General features: G+C 71.4%; 11 protein-coding genes. 6 read left to right on the top strand and 5 right to left on the bottom strand.

The features are described from left to right. Positions 1 to 73 precede the first annotated feature (73 nt). The gene (locus ACIBG8_RS51865) at positions 74 to 2,137 is read left to right on the top strand and encodes a PASTA domain-containing protein (RefSeq protein WP_397350804.1); all 2,064 of its coding nucleotides are present in this window, start codon (positions 74 to 76) and stop codon (positions 2,135 to 2,137) included. Positions 2,138 to 2,590: 453 nt separating this feature from the next. Here ACIBG8_RS51865 and ACIBG8_RS51860 read toward each other — a convergent pair whose 3' ends face one another. Further along, entirely contained in the window at positions 2,591 to 3,820 is a 1,230-nt protein-coding gene (locus tag ACIBG8_RS51860) for a Gfo/Idh/MocA family protein (protein WP_397350803.1), read from the bottom strand. 249 nt (positions 3,821 to 4,069) lie between these two features. Here ACIBG8_RS51860 and ACIBG8_RS51855 point away from each other — a divergent pair, with 249 nt between their 5' ends. Next, positions 4,070 to 4,996, top strand: coding sequence for an ROK family protein (locus ACIBG8_RS51855; protein ID WP_397350802.1), 927 nt, complete (start codon positions 4,070 to 4,072; stop codon positions 4,994 to 4,996). 309 nt (positions 4,997 to 5,305) lie between these two features. Here ACIBG8_RS51855 and ACIBG8_RS51850 read toward each other — a convergent pair whose 3' ends face one another. After that, positions 5,306 to 5,824: a TetR/AcrR family transcriptional regulator gene (locus tag ACIBG8_RS51850; RefSeq protein WP_397350801.1), complete on the bottom strand. Its 519-nt coding sequence runs from the start codon at positions 5,822 to 5,824 to the stop codon at positions 5,306 to 5,308. A gap of 76 nt (positions 5,825 to 5,900) precedes the next feature. Here ACIBG8_RS51850 and ACIBG8_RS51845 point away from each other — a divergent pair, with 76 nt between their 5' ends. Then, positions 5,901 to 8,087 carry an MMPL family transporter gene (locus ACIBG8_RS51845; protein ID WP_397350800.1) on the top strand — a complete coding sequence of 729 codons (2,187 nt, stop codon included), beginning with the start codon at positions 5,901 to 5,903 and terminating at the stop codon, positions 8,085 to 8,087. Here ACIBG8_RS51845 and ACIBG8_RS51840 read toward each other — a convergent pair. After that, positions 8,077 to 9,165, bottom strand: coding sequence for an alcohol dehydrogenase catalytic domain-containing protein (locus ACIBG8_RS51840; protein WP_397350799.1), 1,089 nt, complete (start codon positions 9,163 to 9,165; stop codon positions 8,077 to 8,079). The genes ACIBG8_RS51845 and ACIBG8_RS51840 overlap by 11 nt on opposite strands. A 108-nt stretch (positions 9,166 to 9,273) precedes the next feature. Between ACIBG8_RS51840 and ACIBG8_RS51835 the strand changes: the two genes are divergently transcribed. The 3 genes from ACIBG8_RS51835 to ACIBG8_RS51825 are packed head-to-tail and all read left to right on the top strand — an operon-like array spanning position 9,274 to position 13,855. Next, entirely contained in the window at positions 9,274 to 10,503 is a 1,230-nt protein-coding gene (locus ACIBG8_RS51835) for an ABC transporter substrate-binding protein (protein WP_397350798.1), read from the top strand. Beyond that, entirely contained in the window at positions 10,500 to 13,115 is a 2,616-nt protein-coding gene (locus ACIBG8_RS51830) for an ATP-binding cassette domain-containing protein (RefSeq protein ID WP_397350797.1), read from the top strand. Before ACIBG8_RS51835 ends, ACIBG8_RS51830 begins: the two co-directional genes overlap by 4 nt. After that, complete coding sequence (locus ACIBG8_RS51825; protein ID WP_397350796.1) at positions 13,112 to 13,855, top strand: ABC transporter ATP-binding protein; 744 nt, start codon at positions 13,112 to 13,114, stop codon at positions 13,853 to 13,855. Before ACIBG8_RS51830 ends, ACIBG8_RS51825 begins: the two co-directional genes overlap by 4 nt. Here the strand turns inward: ACIBG8_RS51825 and ACIBG8_RS51820 are convergent. Together ACIBG8_RS51820 and ACIBG8_RS51815 are read right to left on the bottom strand one after the other, a co-directional pair. Beyond that, the gene (locus ACIBG8_RS51820; protein WP_397350795.1) at positions 13,843 to 15,390 is read right to left on the bottom strand and encodes a helix-turn-helix domain-containing protein; all 1,548 of its coding nucleotides are present in this window, start codon (positions 15,388 to 15,390) and stop codon (positions 13,843 to 13,845) included. The two genes, ACIBG8_RS51825 and ACIBG8_RS51820, sit on opposite strands and share 13 nt — an antisense overlap. After that, a complete protein-coding gene (locus ACIBG8_RS51815) occupies positions 15,387 to 16,751 on the bottom strand; it encodes an FAD-binding oxidoreductase (RefSeq protein ID WP_397350794.1) in 1,365 nt (454 codons plus the stop codon). Before ACIBG8_RS51815 ends, ACIBG8_RS51820 begins: the two co-directional genes overlap by 4 nt. Between the last annotated feature and the right edge of the window lie 19 nt (positions 16,752 to 16,770).

Here is a 16,770-nt window from a genome sequence, read left to right as displayed (position 1 = left end):
ACTTCGCCCGTTGACTGCCCGGCTTCTGATGCTTTCAGTGGAAAGAAACGGGTGGCGGCGAGGGGAGGCACCCGTGCCGTATACGCAGCCGCTCAAACCGGGGGATCCGCGCTCGCTGGGGGAGTACGAACTGGCGGGCCGTCTGGGGCAGGGCGGTCAGGGCGTGGTCTACCTCGGTTCCAGGGGCGAGGACAGTTACGCGGTCAAGTTGCTCCACGGGCCCGTGGGCGACGAGCAGGCCGTTTTCATGCGCGAGGTCGAACTGGCCAAGCACGTGGCGCGGTTCTGCACGGCGCAGGTGGTGGACGCGGGGTTCGACGACGGCCTGCCGTACATCGTGAGCGAGTTCGTCGACGGGCCCTCGCTGCACCGTGAGGTCGCGCTGACCGGGCCGCGGCGGGGCGGGTCGCTGGAGCGGCTCGCCGTGGGGACGGTCACCGCGCTGACCGCGATCCACCGGGCGGGGATCGTGCACCGCGACTTCAAGCCGCAGAACGTGTTGCTCGGTCCGGACGGGCCCCGGGTGATCGACTTCGGGCTGGCGAGGGTGCTCGACGCGGCGGCGACGGTGAGCGGGCGCGGCGTGGGGACTCCTGCTTACATGGCGCCGGAGCAGATCACGGCGTCGGCGGTGACGGGGGCGGTGGACGTGTTCGCGTGGGGGGCGACCATGTGCTTCGCCGCGAACGCGTCGGCGCCGTTCGGGCAGGACTCGGTGGCGCCCGTTTTGCACCGCATCCTTACGGCGCAGCCGGAGCTGGGGCGGTTGGACGGGCAGTTGCGTGAGCTGGTGGAGGCGTGCCTGGACAAGGATCCGCGCAACCGGCCTACCGGCCGGGAGCTGTTGCTGGCGTTGCTCGGTGACGCGGAGGGGGTGCCGGCGGAGGTGTTGCGCTCACCTCCGCCGCACATCCTGCGCGTGGAGCCGCTGGCCACCCCGGAGTCGACGGGCACCGCCCACGGCTACGTCCTCCCCACCCCCGGCCCCTTCCTCCCGTGGAACGGCCAGCCGACCCCTGGCCACCTGCTTCCCGAGAACGGCCAGCCCACCCCTGGCCACCTGCTTCCCCAGAACGGCCAGCACGACCTCCCCGCTAAGGCGTGGGCCACCTCTCACCACGCCGTTCCCGCCTACTGGCCGGATGGCCCCACCCACCCTCCGGACAGCAACTTCTCCTCGGATGGCCGGGGCGCGTCGGGCGAGGTGGTGACGCAGGATGTGCGGCGGCCGTGGCGTGGTCATGCGGTCAACAGGGTCGGCGTGGCGGTGTCCGGGTCGTTGCTCGTCAGCGCCGCCGTACTGGTCGGAGTCATGGTGCCGATGCTGCGCCACGACCCGCAGCCTCCGGTGGTGTCCCAGCCGCCGGTGGTGACAACCGTTCCGATCGTGCCTCAGATGGACACCTCAGAATTACGCGACGAGAAGGGCACACAGGAACGCGAATCCACCCAGCCGCCCGCCTCCAACCCGGTGGTCCCGGCGGGCGTGGCGGTGCCACTACTGGTCGGCCTGGACCGTTCCGCAGCCGTGAAGGCGATAAGGAAGGCCGGTCTCGAACTGGGCGTGATCCGGCAGATCGACTCACCCCAGAAGATCGGCCGCGTACTCAAGGCCACGCCGACCCCAGGTGAGGGCGTCGCCAAGGGCAGCCAGGTGGATCTTGAGGTGTCGGCAGGAGTGCCCGTCCCTGCACTGACCGGCCTGACCAGGAAGGCCGCCGAGGCAAGACTGAAGACCGCATCCCTGCTCCCAGGCACCGTGACCACGACCTGCACCGACCGCCCGGACAACCAGGTCATCCAGACCAAACCTCAGGCAGGGGTACGGCTGGCAGGCGGAAGCAGTGTCGCCCTCACGATTGCCAGGAACGGCGCCAAGGTCCCCTCCGTAGTGGGCCTGGGCCGCACCGAGGCACGGAAGCTGCTGATCGAGGCAGGCTTCTCCGTACGCATGAAGCCCGAAATCGTCGACAACCCCGCACAGGTCGACACGGTCCTGGCGCAGGACACGATGGCAGGCACCTGCGGCCCGGCGGGCACCACCATCGTGATCACCGTCGCCGTCCAGGGCCAAAGCAACCCAGACCCCACCGAACCCACCCCCGACCCAACCCCCACCCCCACCCCAACAACCTGACCCCTCACCTTGCGCCGTCGTCGCCTTGCGCCGCCCTCACCTTGGGGCGCCCTCGCCTTGCGCTGCCGTCACTTTGCGCGACCGCCCCGCCCTGAGCCGCACCCCCCAATCCTGCGCCGCACCCCCAACCTCGCGCGCCAAGCCCCGGCCTTGCGTTGCCCCCGCCGTGCACCGCCCCACAACCGCGCGCCCTAACACCTCAACCCCACGACACCAACGTCCTGAGCATCCCTCCGTGACGCCATCCCTCGGCGGCCGCACACTCCGCGCGCCCACGACCGCGCCCACGACCGCGCGGGCCCCACCTCGCCCGACATCCACTGTGTGATTGCGCCACAGGCCCGCAGTCAGGGTGCGCCGCGACACCCGACTGTGCGTCGGTCGCGGCCGCTTGCCATCCGGGCGGCCAGGCGGGTGGCCAGTGCCTCGACGAGCTGCCTTCATTTGTCGGGGTTACAGGGTGATGGCTTGGCCGGTGAGTCTGGAGTGTTCTGCTGCCCAGGCGATGAGGTGGCTGTGCAGGCTTTCGGCGGGGGCGGAGAGGACGGCGCGGGGGTTTCTGCTGGCAACAGCCTCCAGGAACGCGTCGATGAGGCCCTCGTCGCCGCCCCCGTGGCCGCCGCCCGCTGTCGCGTCGCCGGTCGGGGTGGTGTCGACGGTTTCGGTGTCGCCGGTCAGGAAGTCGGTGATCCGCAACAGCTCGCCGTCGCCCTCGATGGAGCCGTGGGTGCCGAAGATGCGGGTCTGGCGGTGGAGTTGCGGGGTGAAGGCGGTCATCGTGAAGGAGGCCGTCGCGCCACCGTCGAACTCCATGTTCACCACCTGATGGTCGACCACGTCGTTGTCGCAGGCGTACACGCACCTTCCGTACGGTCCCGTACGGAGTGCTTCCATGATGCCTGCCAGCGAGATGTCGTCGCTTAGCACTGGTAGGGGCCAGGCGGCGCGTGCTGGGTCGCCGACCATCGGGAGGTAGATGCGCTTGGCCGAGTACGGGCAGGTGGGCTCGACCGCGCAGTCCAGGCACCTGTCCGCCGCCCCCTCCGGGCGGTTCTCCGGGCGGAAGTGCTTGAGGCCGCCGAAGGAGGAGACCCGCTTCACCTGCCTGCCGGTCAGGTGGACCAGCCAGTCGAGGTCGTGGCACGACTTGGCGAGCAGCATGAACGTGGACTCGTCCGTACGCCGCCAGTTGCCACGCACGTAGGAGTGCGCCTGGTGCCACCAGCCGACCGGCTCCAGGTGCTGGATGTTGACGATCTCGCCCACCCGGTGCAGGTGGTCCTTGATCGCTCTGGTGTACGGCGTATACCGCAGGACGTGGCAGACAGCGAAGATCGCGCCGGACTTCTCGGCGGCCGCGACGATCCTTCGGCAGTCGTCCTCGGTGACGGCCATGGGCTTTTCCAGGAGGATGTCGTAGCCCAGCTCGGCGAAGCGTACGGCCGGCTCCACGTGGTCGGCGTCAAGGGTGGCGATGATCACCGCGTCCGCCTGCCTGGGGAGTGCGGCGAGGGCCCGCCAGTCGTCGTACAGCGCGGCGCCCGGGTGCTGCTCGCCTGCCCTGGCGCGCCTCGATGATGTGGGCTCCGCCACGGCCACCACCCTGGCCCTGCCATCGGCGGTGGCTATGCGGGCGTACCCAGCCCCACGCGAACCCGCGCCCACGACGGCGAGAGTCACCATTGATCCTCCACTTATGCGACCTAGTACCGTATGTAACCCTGAACCCACCCAACCATCTCGCCTAGGGTTATGGAAAGGGGTTCCATAAGTGCTGGTGCTCCTGTGCGAACACCGCTGGGGAGGTAAGTCGTGTCGCTTCTGCGTCGGGCTAACACACGGGCTGTGTTGCGGGCCGTACGGGATGAGGGGGTGGCTTCGCTCACCGAGCTTGGGCGGGCTACCGGGTTGTCCCGGCGGACCGTAGAGGCTGTGCTGGGGGAGCTGCGTCCCTGGGTTCGGGAGGTTTCGCCGGATGGTGCGGCCATGGGGAGGCCTGCGAGGAGGTTCGCCTTTCGGGGGGATGCGGGGTACGTGCTGGGGGCCGATGTGGGGGCGCACAAGGTCCTGGTGATGCTTGCTGACCTTCGGGGGGAGGTGGTGGCTTCTCGGCGGGTTGAGGTGGATGCGGGGATGTCCGCGTCCCGGCGGCTGGGGGTCCTGGAGCGGGCCGCTCTCGAGTGTGCTGGTGGGGTTGGGCGGTCGCGGGTTCTGGCTGTGGGGGTGGGGACGGCGGGGATCGTCGATCCGTCCGGGCGGGTGTCGTTGTCGTCGGTGTTGCCCGGGTGGACGGGGGTGGATCTGGCTGGGCTGGCCGGGCGGTGGTTCGGGTGTCAGGGACTGGCGGCGAATGACGCGAACCTGGCTGCGCTGGCTGAGCACTGGCGGGGGAGTGCGCAGCATGTGGACGACATGGTCTATGTGCTGGTCGGGCGGAGGATTCGGGCTGGGTTGCTTCTCGGGGGTGTGTTGCGGGCTGGTCGGGGTGGGGCTGCGGGGGAGGTGGGGGCGTTGCCGCAGCTCGGGTGGGAGGCGGCGGCTCGGGAGCTGGATCCCAAGGTCTTTCTGGCTGCGGCTGAGGGGGATGGGCGGGCGTTGCGGGTGGTGGAGGGGATCGCGGCGAATCTCGCTGTGGGTACGGCTGCGCTGGTGCTTGGGGTTGATCCTCAGTTGGTGGTGTTTGGTGGGGGGTATGCGGGGGCGGGGGAGGTGCTTCTTGGGCCGTTGAGGGAGCACCTTGGGGCGTTGTGCCTGTCGCCGTTGGAGGTCGCGTTGTCGACGTTTGGCGATGAGAGTGTGGCTTTGGGCGGGGTACGGCTGGCGCTGGATCATGTGGAGCGGCACGTGCTGGACCTCTGACGCGCTGCCGCGAGGAGCCCTACGTGCTGAGGAGCCCTATGTGCCCAGAGCCCGGCGCGCGTAGGGAGGGCGCGGGGGTGGGGGGAGCGTGGGTTTGGGGAGAGCGCGCGACCGGGCGTGGCGGGCGGGCGCGGTGGCTGCGCTGGAGCCCGCAGGTATGGGGCGGGCGAGCGTGCGGGGAGGGCGGGCGTGTGTCGAGGGGCGTGCGGTGAGCGTGCGGGGAGGGCGTGCCGGGGCGAGGGGGCCCGGTGGGCAGGCGAAGGAGCCCCGTACGCAGGAAGAGCAAGGGGCCGGGAATTCTGGGTGAGGTCAGCTGGAAAGGTAGCTGGTCAGGGCGGTTCTGACCTGGGCCTCGGGGAGGTCCATCGTCTGCACCACCCCCCACTGCAGCGCCCCCAGCAACGCCCACCCGCGGATCCGTTCCACCTCGTTCGGCGCGTCACCCACCAGCTTGGCGAAGATCTCGTCGCGGAAGGTCCTGATCGCCTCCCCGGTGGACCCAGGCGGGGCTTCGTCGGCGCCGGAGATGTCCTCCATGAAGAGCCGCATCACCGCCCGATGCCGCACCACAAAATCCACCAACGCCACTTCAAAGGCGGATTTGTCCGGGAAGGTGCCGCCCAGCAAGTCGAGTAGATCGTCGGCGGCTGGGGCGATGAGTTCGGCGGCCAGCCGGTCCTTCGGGTGGAAGTGGTAAGCCACCGCGGTCTTGGTCAGGCCAACGGCGGCGGCGATGTCGGCCAGCGACGTAGCCGCATACCCGCGCTCGTTGAAAAGCTCCCGCGCCGCCTCCAGGATGCGGCTGCGGGTGTCGTTCAGTGTGGTCATCGTCTCATTTCCCGGCATTTCCTCGATAACGCCTTATCGTAGGTCCTGTACGACCGTACAGGACGGGGGTTCAGTGATGGCTGGCTTACTCGGGCGGCTCGGCGGCTGGTGCGCGCGCCACGGCAGGATCGTGCTGGCGCTGTGGGTGATCGCGGCGATCGGCCTGATGGGCGGCAGCCTGATCAGCGGGCGGCCGGTGAGCAGCAACGTCAGCATCCCCAACACCGACGCGCAACGCGCGCACGACCTCATGCGCCAGGGCTTCGGCCCCGGCTACGCCCCGGGCGGCACCGTCAACCTCGTCCTCTACTCCGACAAGGAGCTGCTTACCGCCGAGCCGATCAAGCGCGGCGTCGAGCAGGCCATCGCGAAGCTCAAGACGGTCGAGCACGTCGCCCAGGTGGACACTCCGTACAGGATGGGTGGCATCGGGCAGAGCCTGCGCATCGGCATCATCACCGTGCGCATGGAGGGCCACGACAACGCCAAGCTCGCCGAGACGACCCAGAGCCTGTCCAAGGCAGCGGACGCGGCGCGGGCGGCCGGCGTCGAGGTCGTCCCGGCCGACAGCTCGACCCCCGCGGACAAGGAGATCAAGACCGGTCCGAGCGAGATCATCGGAGTGGTGTGCGCGCTGCTGGTGCTGGTGTTCGCGTTCGGCACGCTGGTCGCCGCCCTGGTGCCGATCTTCAGCGCCCTGGTCAGCGTCGTCACCGGCCTCGGCGTGATCGGCCTGCTCGGCCACGTCGTCGACGTACCCAAGCAGGCGGGCATCATGGCCACGATGATCGGCCTGGGCGTCGGCATCGACTACGCGCTGTTCCTGCTGTCCCGCCACCGCAAGCTGCTGGCCTCCGGCGTGGAGGTCCACGAGTCCGTACGGAGAACCGTCTCCAGCTCCGGCGGCGCCGTCGTCTTCGCCGGTGGCACGGTCATCATCGCGCTGAGCGCGCTCATGCTCGGCGGCTTCCCCCTGCTGCAGACGCTCGGCTGGATCACCGGCATCTCGGTGGTCTGCGCCGTCCTGACCTCCGTCACGCTGGTCCCCGCCCTTCTCGGCCTGCTCGGCACGAAGATCAACGCCCTGAGGGTCCTGAAGACGCCGGACGAGAAGCGCGGCTGGGGCGCGGTCGCAGAATGGGTGGCCAAGCGCCCGTGGCGGGTGCTGATCGGCAGCGTCCTGCTGCTCGCCGCGCTGGCCGCTCCGGCGCTGGCGCTCAAGCTCGGCCCGCTCGACGACGGCTACGGCAACCAGGGGACGCAGTCGAGGCGCGCCTACGAGCTCATGGCGTCCGGCTTCGGCCCGGGGAGCAACGGCCCGCTCATCGTGGTCGCCGAGTCGGCCCAGCCCATCGGGACGAGCCAGGCGAAGGCCCTGGAGAAGGCCGTAGAGAACGTCGACGGCGTCGCGCACGTCACCCCCGCGAAGATCAACAGCACCGGGCGCGCGGTCATGCTGCAGGCCATCACCGACTACGCGCCCAGCGACTCCAGGGCCGTCGACGTCGTCCGGGCCGTGCGAGCCCTCCAAGAAGAACAAATGACCGTGCATGTCGGCGGCGAGGTCGCCGCGATGGCCGACGCCGGTGACCGCATCGGGTCGCGTACCCCGCTGGTCATCGGGGTGGTTGTACTGCTCAGCGCCCTGCTGTTGCTGCTGGCCTTCCGCGCGCCGGTCGTGGCGATCAAGGCGGCGCTGATGAACCTCGTCTCGCTCGGCGCCGCCTTCGGCACCCTGGCGCTGGTGTTCTCCGTCGGGCTCGGCAGCGGGCTGGTCGGCATGGACGCGCCTTCCAGCGAGGGATACATCACCACGCTGTTCTTCACCGTGCCCATCGACAGCTACGTGCCGCTGATGTTGTTCGCGGTGCTGTTCGGCCTGTCGATGGACTACGAGGTGTTCCTGCTCACCGCGGTGCGCCAGTCGTTCGTCAGGCACGGCGACAACCGGCGGGCGGTGGCCGACGGGCTCGCCTCGACCGGCCGGGTGATCACCTCGGCGGCGCTGATCATGGTGGCGGTGTTCGTCGCGTTCATCGCCTACCCCGACCCGCTGGTCAAGGTGTTCGGCGTGGGCCTGGCTGCGGCGATCGCCGTGGACGCGACGATCATCCGCGGTTTCCTGGTGCCCGCGACGATGGTGTTGCTCGGCCGCTGGAACTGGTGGTGCCCACGCTGGCTGGACCGGCTGCTGCCGAACCTGTCCGTGGAGGGGGCCGAGGAGGAGGAAGAGGCGCACCCGAGGGAGCTCGTCAGAAGATGATCACACTGCGCGCGACGGCGCCCTGCCGTACCCGCTCGACGGCCTCGTTGACGTCGGCGAGCGGGACGCGCTCGGTGATCAGCCCGTCGAGGTCGAGCCGCCCGCGTAAATACTGCCCGGCCAGCATCGGCAGGTCGCGCAGCGGCGCGGCGTCGCCGCCCTGGGTGCCCATCAGGCGGCGCGAGGCGAACAGCAGACCTGGCTCGATCTCCAGCCGCTGACCCTGCGGCGGGCTGCCGACCATGACCGTGGTGCCGCCCGGCTGGGTGGCGGCGAACGCCTGGCCGAGCACCCCGGCCACGCCGGTCGCGTCGAAGGCGTAGTCGACGCCGCCGCGCACGATCTCCCCGACCTGCGCAGGCAGGTCCTGGGCGAGCACGGTGTGCGTGGCGCCGAACCGCTCGGCCAGCTTGAGCTTCTGCTCTGCCACGTCGGCCGCGATGATCGTGGTCGCCCCGGCGAGCACCGCGCCCTGGACGACGTTGAGCCCGACGCCGCCGCAGCCCGCCACGAGCACGCTCGAACCTGGGGTGACGCGGGCGACGTTCAGCACCGCGCCGACGCCGGTGATCACGCCGCAGGCGAGCAGGGCCATCGCGTCGAAGGGCGCGTCCTTGGCGATCTTCACGCACATGGCCGCGTTGACCACGGCGTACTCGGCGAACGAGCCGATGCCGATGAAGGTGCGGGTGCCGGGGATCCTGAGCTGGCCGCCGCTGCCCGTCCCCATGATCGCGGCCAGCCGGGACGGGCCGGAGCACAGGTGAAAATGTCCGGCGCCGCAGTTGCGGCACCTCCCGCAGGCGCCGCTCATCGCGATGATCACGTGATCGCCCGGCCTGACGCCGGTCACCCCGGCCCCGACGCTCTCGACGATCCCCGCGCTCTCGTGGCCGAGCACGAACGGCAGCTCCTTGACGACCGGGCTCTTGCCGTCGATGGCCTTGATGTCCGAGCCGCAGATGCCGGACGCCTTGATCTGCACCCGCACCTCGCCAGGACCGGGGTCGGCGATCTCGACCTCGCGGATCTCCATGGGGGTGTGGAACTCGGCCAGTACGGCTGCGCGCATCAGCATGCCGGACACGCTAGCAAGCAATTGCTTGGGCAGTCCATTGACGCCCTTACCCCGCGAATCTACGCTGACCGAAAACAAGCGAGCGCTAGGCCAAATCTTGGAGTGGCGATGGTACGACCCGCGGTAGTGGCGGTCCTGATCCTCCTGGTGGCCGGGTGTGCCGCCAACCAGCAACAAGCGGCACAAGGTACGGCAGGCGTCACGGACACCACGGTCAAGGTCGGCGGCGTGCTCACCAAGACCAGCGCCAGCGGCTACTCCACCAAGGACGCCGAGATCGGCGCCAAGGCCAGGTTCGAACGCGCCAACGCGGCGGGCGGCGTGCACGGCAGGAAGATCGAGTTCGTCGGCGCCGAGGACGACAACCAGGACGCGGCCAAGGGCGACGCGGCGGCCAAGAAGCTCGTGCAGAAGGACGGCGTGTTCGCCCTCGTCCCCGTGCACGCGCCCAACTTCGGCGGCGCGGCCTTCCTGGAGAGCCAGGGCGTGCCCTGGTTCGGCTGGGCGACCGGGCCGCAGTGGTGCGGCACCAAGACCGGGTTCGGCTACAACGGCTGCCTGGCGCCCAAGCCGGGCTCGGGGTCGCAGACCTGGTGGGGACGGCAGATGGCCGACCTGCTCGGCGGCGCGGACGGCAAGACCGTCTACGTGCAGACCTCCGACTCCAGCGGCAGCAAGTACGGCGGCACCACGATCTCGCAGTCCTTCGTCGCCGCCGGGTTCAAGCTGGTCGGGCTCTCTTCGGCCCTTCCCGCCGCCGCGCCGCCGCCGGACTGGCTACCGTACGTCAACAAGATCATGACCTCGAACGGCGGCAAGGCCCCGGACATCGTGGTGTCGATCATCGCGGGCACCAAGTTCAACGTCGGGCTCTACACCGCCCTGAAGAAGGCCGGATACACCGGCGTGCTCAGCGACGCCACCAGCTACGACGCGGCGATACTCAAGGACCCGGCCACGGCGGCCGCGATGGAGGGCGTGATCGCGGCGCCCATGTTCGAACCCTTCGAGTCGCAGGACCCGGCCATCGACCAGCTGCGCAAGGACGTCGAGAAGGTCGCGCCGGGCCAGCCGCTGACCCAGCACGTGGCGATCGGCTACTGGGCGGCCGACATCTTCCTCAAGGTGCTGGAGCAGACCGGCAAGGACCTGACGAGGGAGAAGTTCCTGGCCACGGCCAACGGCGGCTTCACCTACGAGAACCCGGGCTTCGGGCGCATCGAGTACCCGAAGGACCACAGCGAGCCGAACGGCTGCGGCGCGCTCGTCAAGCTCACCGCCGGCGCTTACACGGTGGCCAAGAACATGAAGTGCTTCGACAACGTGCCGCTCAAATGATCCTTGGCTACGTGCTCAGCGGGCTGGTCACCGGGGCGATCTTCGCGGTGATGGGGGCGGGGCTGACCCTGTCCTACGCGGCGACCGGCGTGTTCAACTTCGCGCACGGGGCGCTCGGGTTCCTGACCGCGCTCGTCTATTACGAGCTCTACGCGGGGCTGGGGTTGCCGCCCTGGGCGGCGGCCCTGGTCGCGGTGGGACTCTTCGCCCCCTCAACCGGATATGTCCTGCACCGGGCCATGTTCCGGGGGCTGGCGCAGGCGGGGGAGACGGCGCAGATCGTCGGGACCATCGGGCTCACGATCGCGCTGCCCGCCCTGGGACTCTTCGTGGTGGAGCTCCTCGAACCGCTGGGGCTGCCGCCCGCCGACGTCACGGCGCAGCCCCGGGGGATCGGGCCCTATCCGGCCGACGGGTTCACGCTGGCCGGGGTGCAGCTGTCCAGCGACCAGCTGATCATCTTCGGCTTCGCCGTCCTGGTCGCCGTGGGGTTGTGGGCGTTCATGCGGCACACGCCGTACGGCCTGCGCATGCGGGCGTGCGTCGACCGCCGCAGGCTGGCCACGCTGCGCGGCATCGACGCCGACGCCACCTCGGCGCTGGCCTGGATGCTGTCCTCGGCGCTCGCCGGGCTCGCCGGGGTGCTCGCCGTGTCGATCCTCGGACTCGACGCCTCGGCGTACACCGTGCTGCTCTTCGCCTCGGCCACGGCCGCGGTGTTCGGGCGGCTGCGGTCGATCCCGTGGACGTTCGCCGCCGGGCTCGCGCTCGGGGTCGTGCAGAACCTCGTGGCCGGTTATGCCGACGTGTTCGAGGAGGTCACCGGCCTGCGTACGGCGGTGCCCGTCATCCTGCTGTTCGCCGGGCTCGTCCTGCTCAACCGCTCCCGCGACCGGGTGGCGGGCAGCGCCTCAGAGGACGCGCCGCCGCCCGACTACCTGGCCGGGGTGCCGATCTGGCGCCGGCGCGCGCCCTGGATGGCCGGGCTGGTGGTGTTGCTGGGCTTCTGCCTGGTGGCGCCGTCCTATTACGTCGGCGTGGTCGCGCAGGGGCTGGTGCTGGCGCTGATCTTCTGCTCGTTCGTGGTGGTGACCGGGATCGGCGGGATGGTCAACCTGGCGCAGGCGTCGTTCGCCGCGATGGCGGCGCTGACCTGCGGGTGGGCGTTCTCGTCCGGCCTGCCGTTCGCGGTCGCGATCGTGCTGGGCGTGCTGGCGGCCGCGGCCGTCGGGGTGCTGGTGGCGCTGCCCGCGCTCCGGCTGGGCGGGCGGATCCTCACGCTCGCCACGCTCGCGCTGGGCCTGTTGGCCGACCAGGTGCTCTTCCAGGTGGACGCGTTCAGCAACGGCACCATCGGGTGGCCGCTGCCCGCGCTGGGCCTCGGCTTCGCCGACACCTCCTCGCCGCTGGTGCGGGTGGTGGTCCTGCTGCTGCTCATCGGGCTGGTCGGGCTGCTGGTCAGGAACCTCGAACGGTCGGCTTCCGGGCGGGCGATCCTCGCGGTCAGGTCGGCGCCCGCAGCGGCCTCCACGTCCGGTTTGTCGGGGGCGCGCAGCAAGATCATGCTGTTCGCGCTGGCCTCGGCGATCGCCGGGCTGGGCGGGGTGCTGTTCGCGATCTCCAAGGGATCGATCACGGCCACCGACCTCCCGGCCTTCGCCGGGTTCGTGTGGCTGGCCGTGGTGGTGCTGCAGGGGGTGCGGCGGATCGGCGGCGCGGTGCTGGGCGGGCTGGTCGCGGTGGTGGTGCCGGAGGTGCTGTCGGCCTGGGGGGTTTCGTCGCACGTGGGGGCGATCCTCTTCGGCGCGGGCGGCATCATCCTGGCCCAGCACCCGGACGGCGTCCTCGCCCAGATGGCCGAACGCCGCCACCGCGGCAAAGCCGCCGGCCGCGCGCCCGTCGCAGGTGCGGTCGTGGAAAGCAGTGGAGGTACGGCGCTGCTCCGCCTGGAAGCCGTCGTGGCGGGCTACGGGGACTGCACGGTGCTGCACGGCGTGGAGCTGGCCGTACACCCGGGTGAGGTGCTGGCGCTGCTGGGCGCCAACGGGTCCGGCAAGTCCACCACCTGCGCCGTGGCCGCCGGAGACCTGCCACTCACCGCCGGCAGGGTGCTGCTGGACGGCCAGGACATCACCCACTGGAAAGCCCACGAAAGGGCGCGTAAGGGCGTCATGCTCGCCCCGGAAGGCAGAGGCGTGTTCCCCGGCCTCACCGTCGAGGAGAACCTGCGCACCTGGCTGGACGACCCCGACCCCGTCTACCAGCGCCTGCCCCGCCTCGCCGAGCGGCGTACGGTCCTCGCCGGTGACCTGTCCGGCGGCGAGCAGCAACTCCTCACCCTCGCCCCCGCCCTGATCAGCCCGCCCAGGGTGCTCATCGCCGACGAACCCTCCCTGGGCCTGGCCCCGCTCGTCGTCGCCCAGGTCTTCGAGATCTTCCAGGAGCTGCGCGCCCGCGGCACCGCGCTGCTGCTGGTCGAGGAGAAGGCCACCGAGGCCCTGGCCATCGCCGACCGGGTCGCGTTCATGCGCCTCGGCCAGGTCACCTGGACCGGGCCGCGCGCCGAGGTGGACCCCGACCGGCTGACCGCCGCCTACCTGGGGGTCACATGACGCTGGCCATCGACGCGGTGAGCGTGGACTTCGGCGGCGTCAAGGCGCTGCACGAGGTCACGTTCGAGGTGCCCGAGGGGCAGGTCTGCGGGGTGATCGGACCCAACGGCGCGGGCAAGACGACGTTGTTCGACGTCGTGTCCGGGCTGCGCTGGCCGAGCGCCGGGCGGGTCGTCGTGCGCGGGCAGGACGTCACCCGGGTGACCGCCGTGCGCAGGGCGCGCACGGGGCTCCGGCGTACCTTCCAGCGGACCCAGGTGTTCGGCAGGCTCACCGTCGCGGACAACGTGCTCGCGGCGCTCGACTGGCGCGGTGGCGGCGGCGGTCTGGCGGCCGACCTGCTGGCGCTGCCGTCCCGCCGCCGCCGCGAACGTGAGCGGCGCGAGCGGGTGGCCGAGGTGCTGGACCTCTGCGGCCTGACCGCGCTGCGCGACGCCTACGCGGCCGCGCTGCCGGAGGGGCAGCGGCGGCTGGTGGAGCTGGCCAGAGCCCTGGCCGACCGGCCGAGCCTCTTGCTGCTGGACGAGCCCACGTCCGGCCTGGACGCCGACCAGACCGTACGGCTGCGCGAGGTGATCGGCGGGCTGGACACCACGGTGCTGCTGGTGGAGCACGACATGGGCTTCGTCATGCGGACCTGTGACCGGCTCGTCGTCCTGGACCTGGGCAGGCTCATCGCGTCAGGACCGCCGAAGCAGGTCGCGGCGGATCCGGTCGTCCGGGCGGCCTATCTGGGCTGAGCGGCCAGGCGGTGGAGTCTGAGGGCGAGGTGGAGTTCGAGGGCGCGGTCGGGGCCGTCCCAGGCGTCGCCGAGCAGGTCGGTGATGCGGCGCAGGCGTTTGTACAGGGTGTTGGGGTGGATGTGCAGGGCCTGGCTGGTGGCCGCGTGGGCGCGGAACCTGGCCAGGTACGCCTCCGCGGTGCAGGCCAGGTCCGCATGCGACAGCAGAGGTCCGGCTGTCGCTTCGATGAAGCGGCGCAGCTCGTCGCGCCCGGCCTGGCGGAGCAGCGCCCGGTAGGCGCCGAGCTCGTCGGGGAGGGCGCAGGCGCCCGATCGGCCCAGGGCGCGCAACAGGGATACGCATCCGGCTGCCTCCTCGTAGGCGGCGCGGACTCCGGCGGGGCCGCCGGGTGACCTGGCCACCCCGGCCGTGCAGGGGGCGATCGTGCGCAGCCGGGAGCGCACCAGCCCGGGATCGGCCTCCGGGGAGAGGATCACCCAGCGCCCGTCGTGCTCGGCGGCCCACCCGCCGAGCCGTCCCGCCGCGGCGGCCGTCGCCGCCTCCGTGCCCTCGTCGGGCTCCAGCACGGCGACGCAGCGGACGGTGTCGAGGTCGACCCCGGCCAGCCTCGCCCTTCTGCGTACCGTCCGCTCGTCGAGGCGACCGCTGAACAGCGCCGTGACCAGCTCGCCAGCCGCCCGCCGCTCCGCCTCGGCCACCGCCCGCTCGGTCGCGACGACCAGGGCGAGCACCGTGCACCCCGTCTCCAGCAGGTGTACGGCGGGCGGCTCTGCCCCCGAGACGGCCAGCAGCCCGGCCAGGTCGTCCCCCACGAGCACCGGCGCGGTGACGCGGGGACGCCCGTCCCGCCCGGCCAGCACGCGGCCGTCCGGGGCGAGGAAGGCCACGTCCGCCTCCAGCACGTCGGCCAGCGCGGCCACCAGCTCCCCGGGCCCACCCCCGCGTACGGCGATGCGGGCCAGCCGGTCGTGCAGCTCCACCGACCGGGTCAGCTCCGCCGTGGCCCGCTCGTACCCCTCGAACAGCCGCGCGTTGTGCAGCGCCACGGCCGCGTGCGCCGCCAGCGCGGCGAGCAGCACCACCTCGCGGTCGGCGAACGGCCTGGGCGTCCGGTCCGCGGCGAACAGCACCCCGATCGGCTCCCCGCCGACCATCAGCGGAACCCCGACGATCCCGCCCAGCCGCTCGCTCGTCAGTGCCGCGTCCGCCGCGCGCAGGTGCCTGATCGACTGATCGGACAGGTAGTCGGCGCTCCACATCGGTTCCCTGGTCCGCATCACCCGCCCGCCGAGCCCGCCGCCCACCGGGATCTCGACGCCCCGCAGCGCCGCGCCGAGCGTGCCGTCGGCCGCCTCGATCCTGAGCATCCCGTCGTCGCGGGCCAGCATGATGTAGGCGACGTCCACGCAGAGCAGCCGCCTGGCCTCCGCCGCGACCTGGTGCAGCACCTCGCCGGGCGAGCGCAGCGAGGTGAGCCGGCTGCCGAGCGCGTTGAGCACGGCCAGCTCGTCCAGGTCGAGGCGGGTGGTCACGCGATGACCTTCCCCGGGTTGAAGATCCCGGCCGGGTCGAGCGCGTCCTTGACCGCGCGGTGCATGGCCAGGACGCCCTCGCCCAGCTCGTCGCGCATGCCGCGCATCTTCAGCAGCCCCACCCCGTGCTCGCCGGTCACGGTGCCGCCGAGCGCGATGGCGTCGTCCAGGATCGCCTCGAAGGCGCGCTGCGCGCGGGCGCGGGCCGCGTCGTCGTCGGCGGGAACGATGATCAGCGGATGCAGGTTGCCGTCGCCCGCGTGGGCGATGTTCGCGATGTGCACGTCGTGCGCTTTGGCGTGGGCCTCGATCCGGCCGAGCATCTCGGGTACGAGGCCGCGCGGCACGCAGACGTCCTCGGTGAGCACCGGGCCGAGCCGCTCCAGCGCCGGGTAGGCGAGCCGCCTGGCGGCGAACAGCGCCTCGGCCTCCTCTGCGTCCGTGGAGCGGGTGCTCCAGGTCGCCCCCGCCGCGTCGAACACGGCCTGCAGCTCGGCGGCCTCCGCCTCGTCCTTGCCGTCCGTACGGCCCAGCAGCAGGACGTCGCCGACGTCGGCCAGCCCCATGTTCTTCCAGTCGTCCACCGCCTTGAGGCAGTAGCGGTCGACCAGTTCCAGCGCGGACGGCGTCAGCCCGGAGGCCGCCACGGCAGCCACGGCCCGCCCCGCGTCGACCAGCGAGTCGAACCCGCCGACGATCGTGCGCTGCACCCGGTCGCCCAGGGGGAGCAGCCGCACGGTGATCTCGGTGATCACCCCGAGCGTGCCCTCTGACCCGACGAAGAGCCCGGCCAGGTCGTAGCCCGCCACGCCCTTGCGCGTCCTGCGGCCCAGCCGTACGACCTCGCCCCTGCCGGTCACGGCCTCCAGGCCGAGCACGTAGTCGCGGGTGACGCCGTACTTCACGCAGCACACGCCGCCGGCGTTGGTCGCGGTGTTGCCGCCGATCGTGGACCAGGGCGAGCTGGCCGGGTCAGGCGGGTACCAGAGGCCGTGTTCCGCGACGGCCGCGCGCAGGTCGTCGTTCACGACACCCGGCTGGACGACGGCGAGCTGCTCGCGCTCGTCGATCTCGAGGATGCGGTTCATGCCGTCGAGGGCGAGCACGACGCAGCCGTCGACGGCGTTGGCGCCGCCGGACAGGCCGGTGCCCGCGCCCCTGGGGACGATCGGCACGCCGTGCGCCGCGCAGACCTCGACCACCCTGCGCACCTCGTCGGTGTCCGCGGCCCGTACCAGGACGGCCGCGCGGCCGACGGGCGCCCAGGCGGCCTGGTCGCGCGAGTAGGCGGCGACGACGTCGGGGTCGTCGGCGACGCGTCCGGGCGGCAGCGCGGCGTCCAGGGCTTCTCGGAAAGACATGGGGAGCACGGTAACAACC

The sequence above is a fragment of the Nonomuraea sp. NPDC050556 genome, assembly GCF_044457355.1.
Classification (GTDB): domain Bacteria; phylum Actinomycetota; class Actinomycetes; order Streptosporangiales; family Streptosporangiaceae; genus Nonomuraea.
The sequence above is the reverse complement of the archived record's forward strand: the minus strand, read 5'-3'. Positions and strand labels throughout refer to the sequence as shown.

What these genes read in the sequence shown, in the direction of transcription:
- ACIBG8_RS51860 (WP_397350803.1), bottom strand. Translation starts at nt 3,820, where the DNA reads ATGGTGACTCTCGCCGTCGTGGGCGCGGGTTCGCGTGGGGCTGGGTAC.
- ACIBG8_RS51850 (WP_397350801.1), bottom strand. Translation starts at nt 5,824, where the DNA reads ATGACCACACTGAACGACACCCGCAGCCGCATCCTGGAGGCGGCGCGG.
- ACIBG8_RS51845 (WP_397350800.1), top strand. Translation starts at nt 5,901, where the DNA reads ATGGCTGGCTTACTCGGGCGGCTCGGCGGCTGGTGCGCGCGCCACGGC.
- ACIBG8_RS51840 (WP_397350799.1), bottom strand. Translation starts at nt 9,165, where the DNA reads ATGCTGATGCGCGCAGCCGTACTGGCCGAGTTCCACACCCCCATGGAG.
- ACIBG8_RS51835 (WP_397350798.1), top strand. Translation starts at nt 9,274, where the DNA reads ATGGTACGACCCGCGGTAGTGGCGGTCCTGATCCTCCTGGTGGCCGGG.
- ACIBG8_RS51830 (WP_397350797.1), top strand. Translation starts at nt 10,500, where the DNA reads ATGATCCTTGGCTACGTGCTCAGCGGGCTGGTCACCGGGGCGATCTTC.
- ACIBG8_RS51825 (WP_397350796.1), top strand. Translation starts at nt 13,112, where the DNA reads ATGACGCTGGCCATCGACGCGGTGAGCGTGGACTTCGGCGGCGTCAAG.
- ACIBG8_RS51815 (WP_397350794.1), bottom strand. Translation starts at nt 16,751, where the DNA reads ATGTCTTTCCGAGAAGCCCTGGACGCCGCGCTGCCGCCCGGACGCGTC.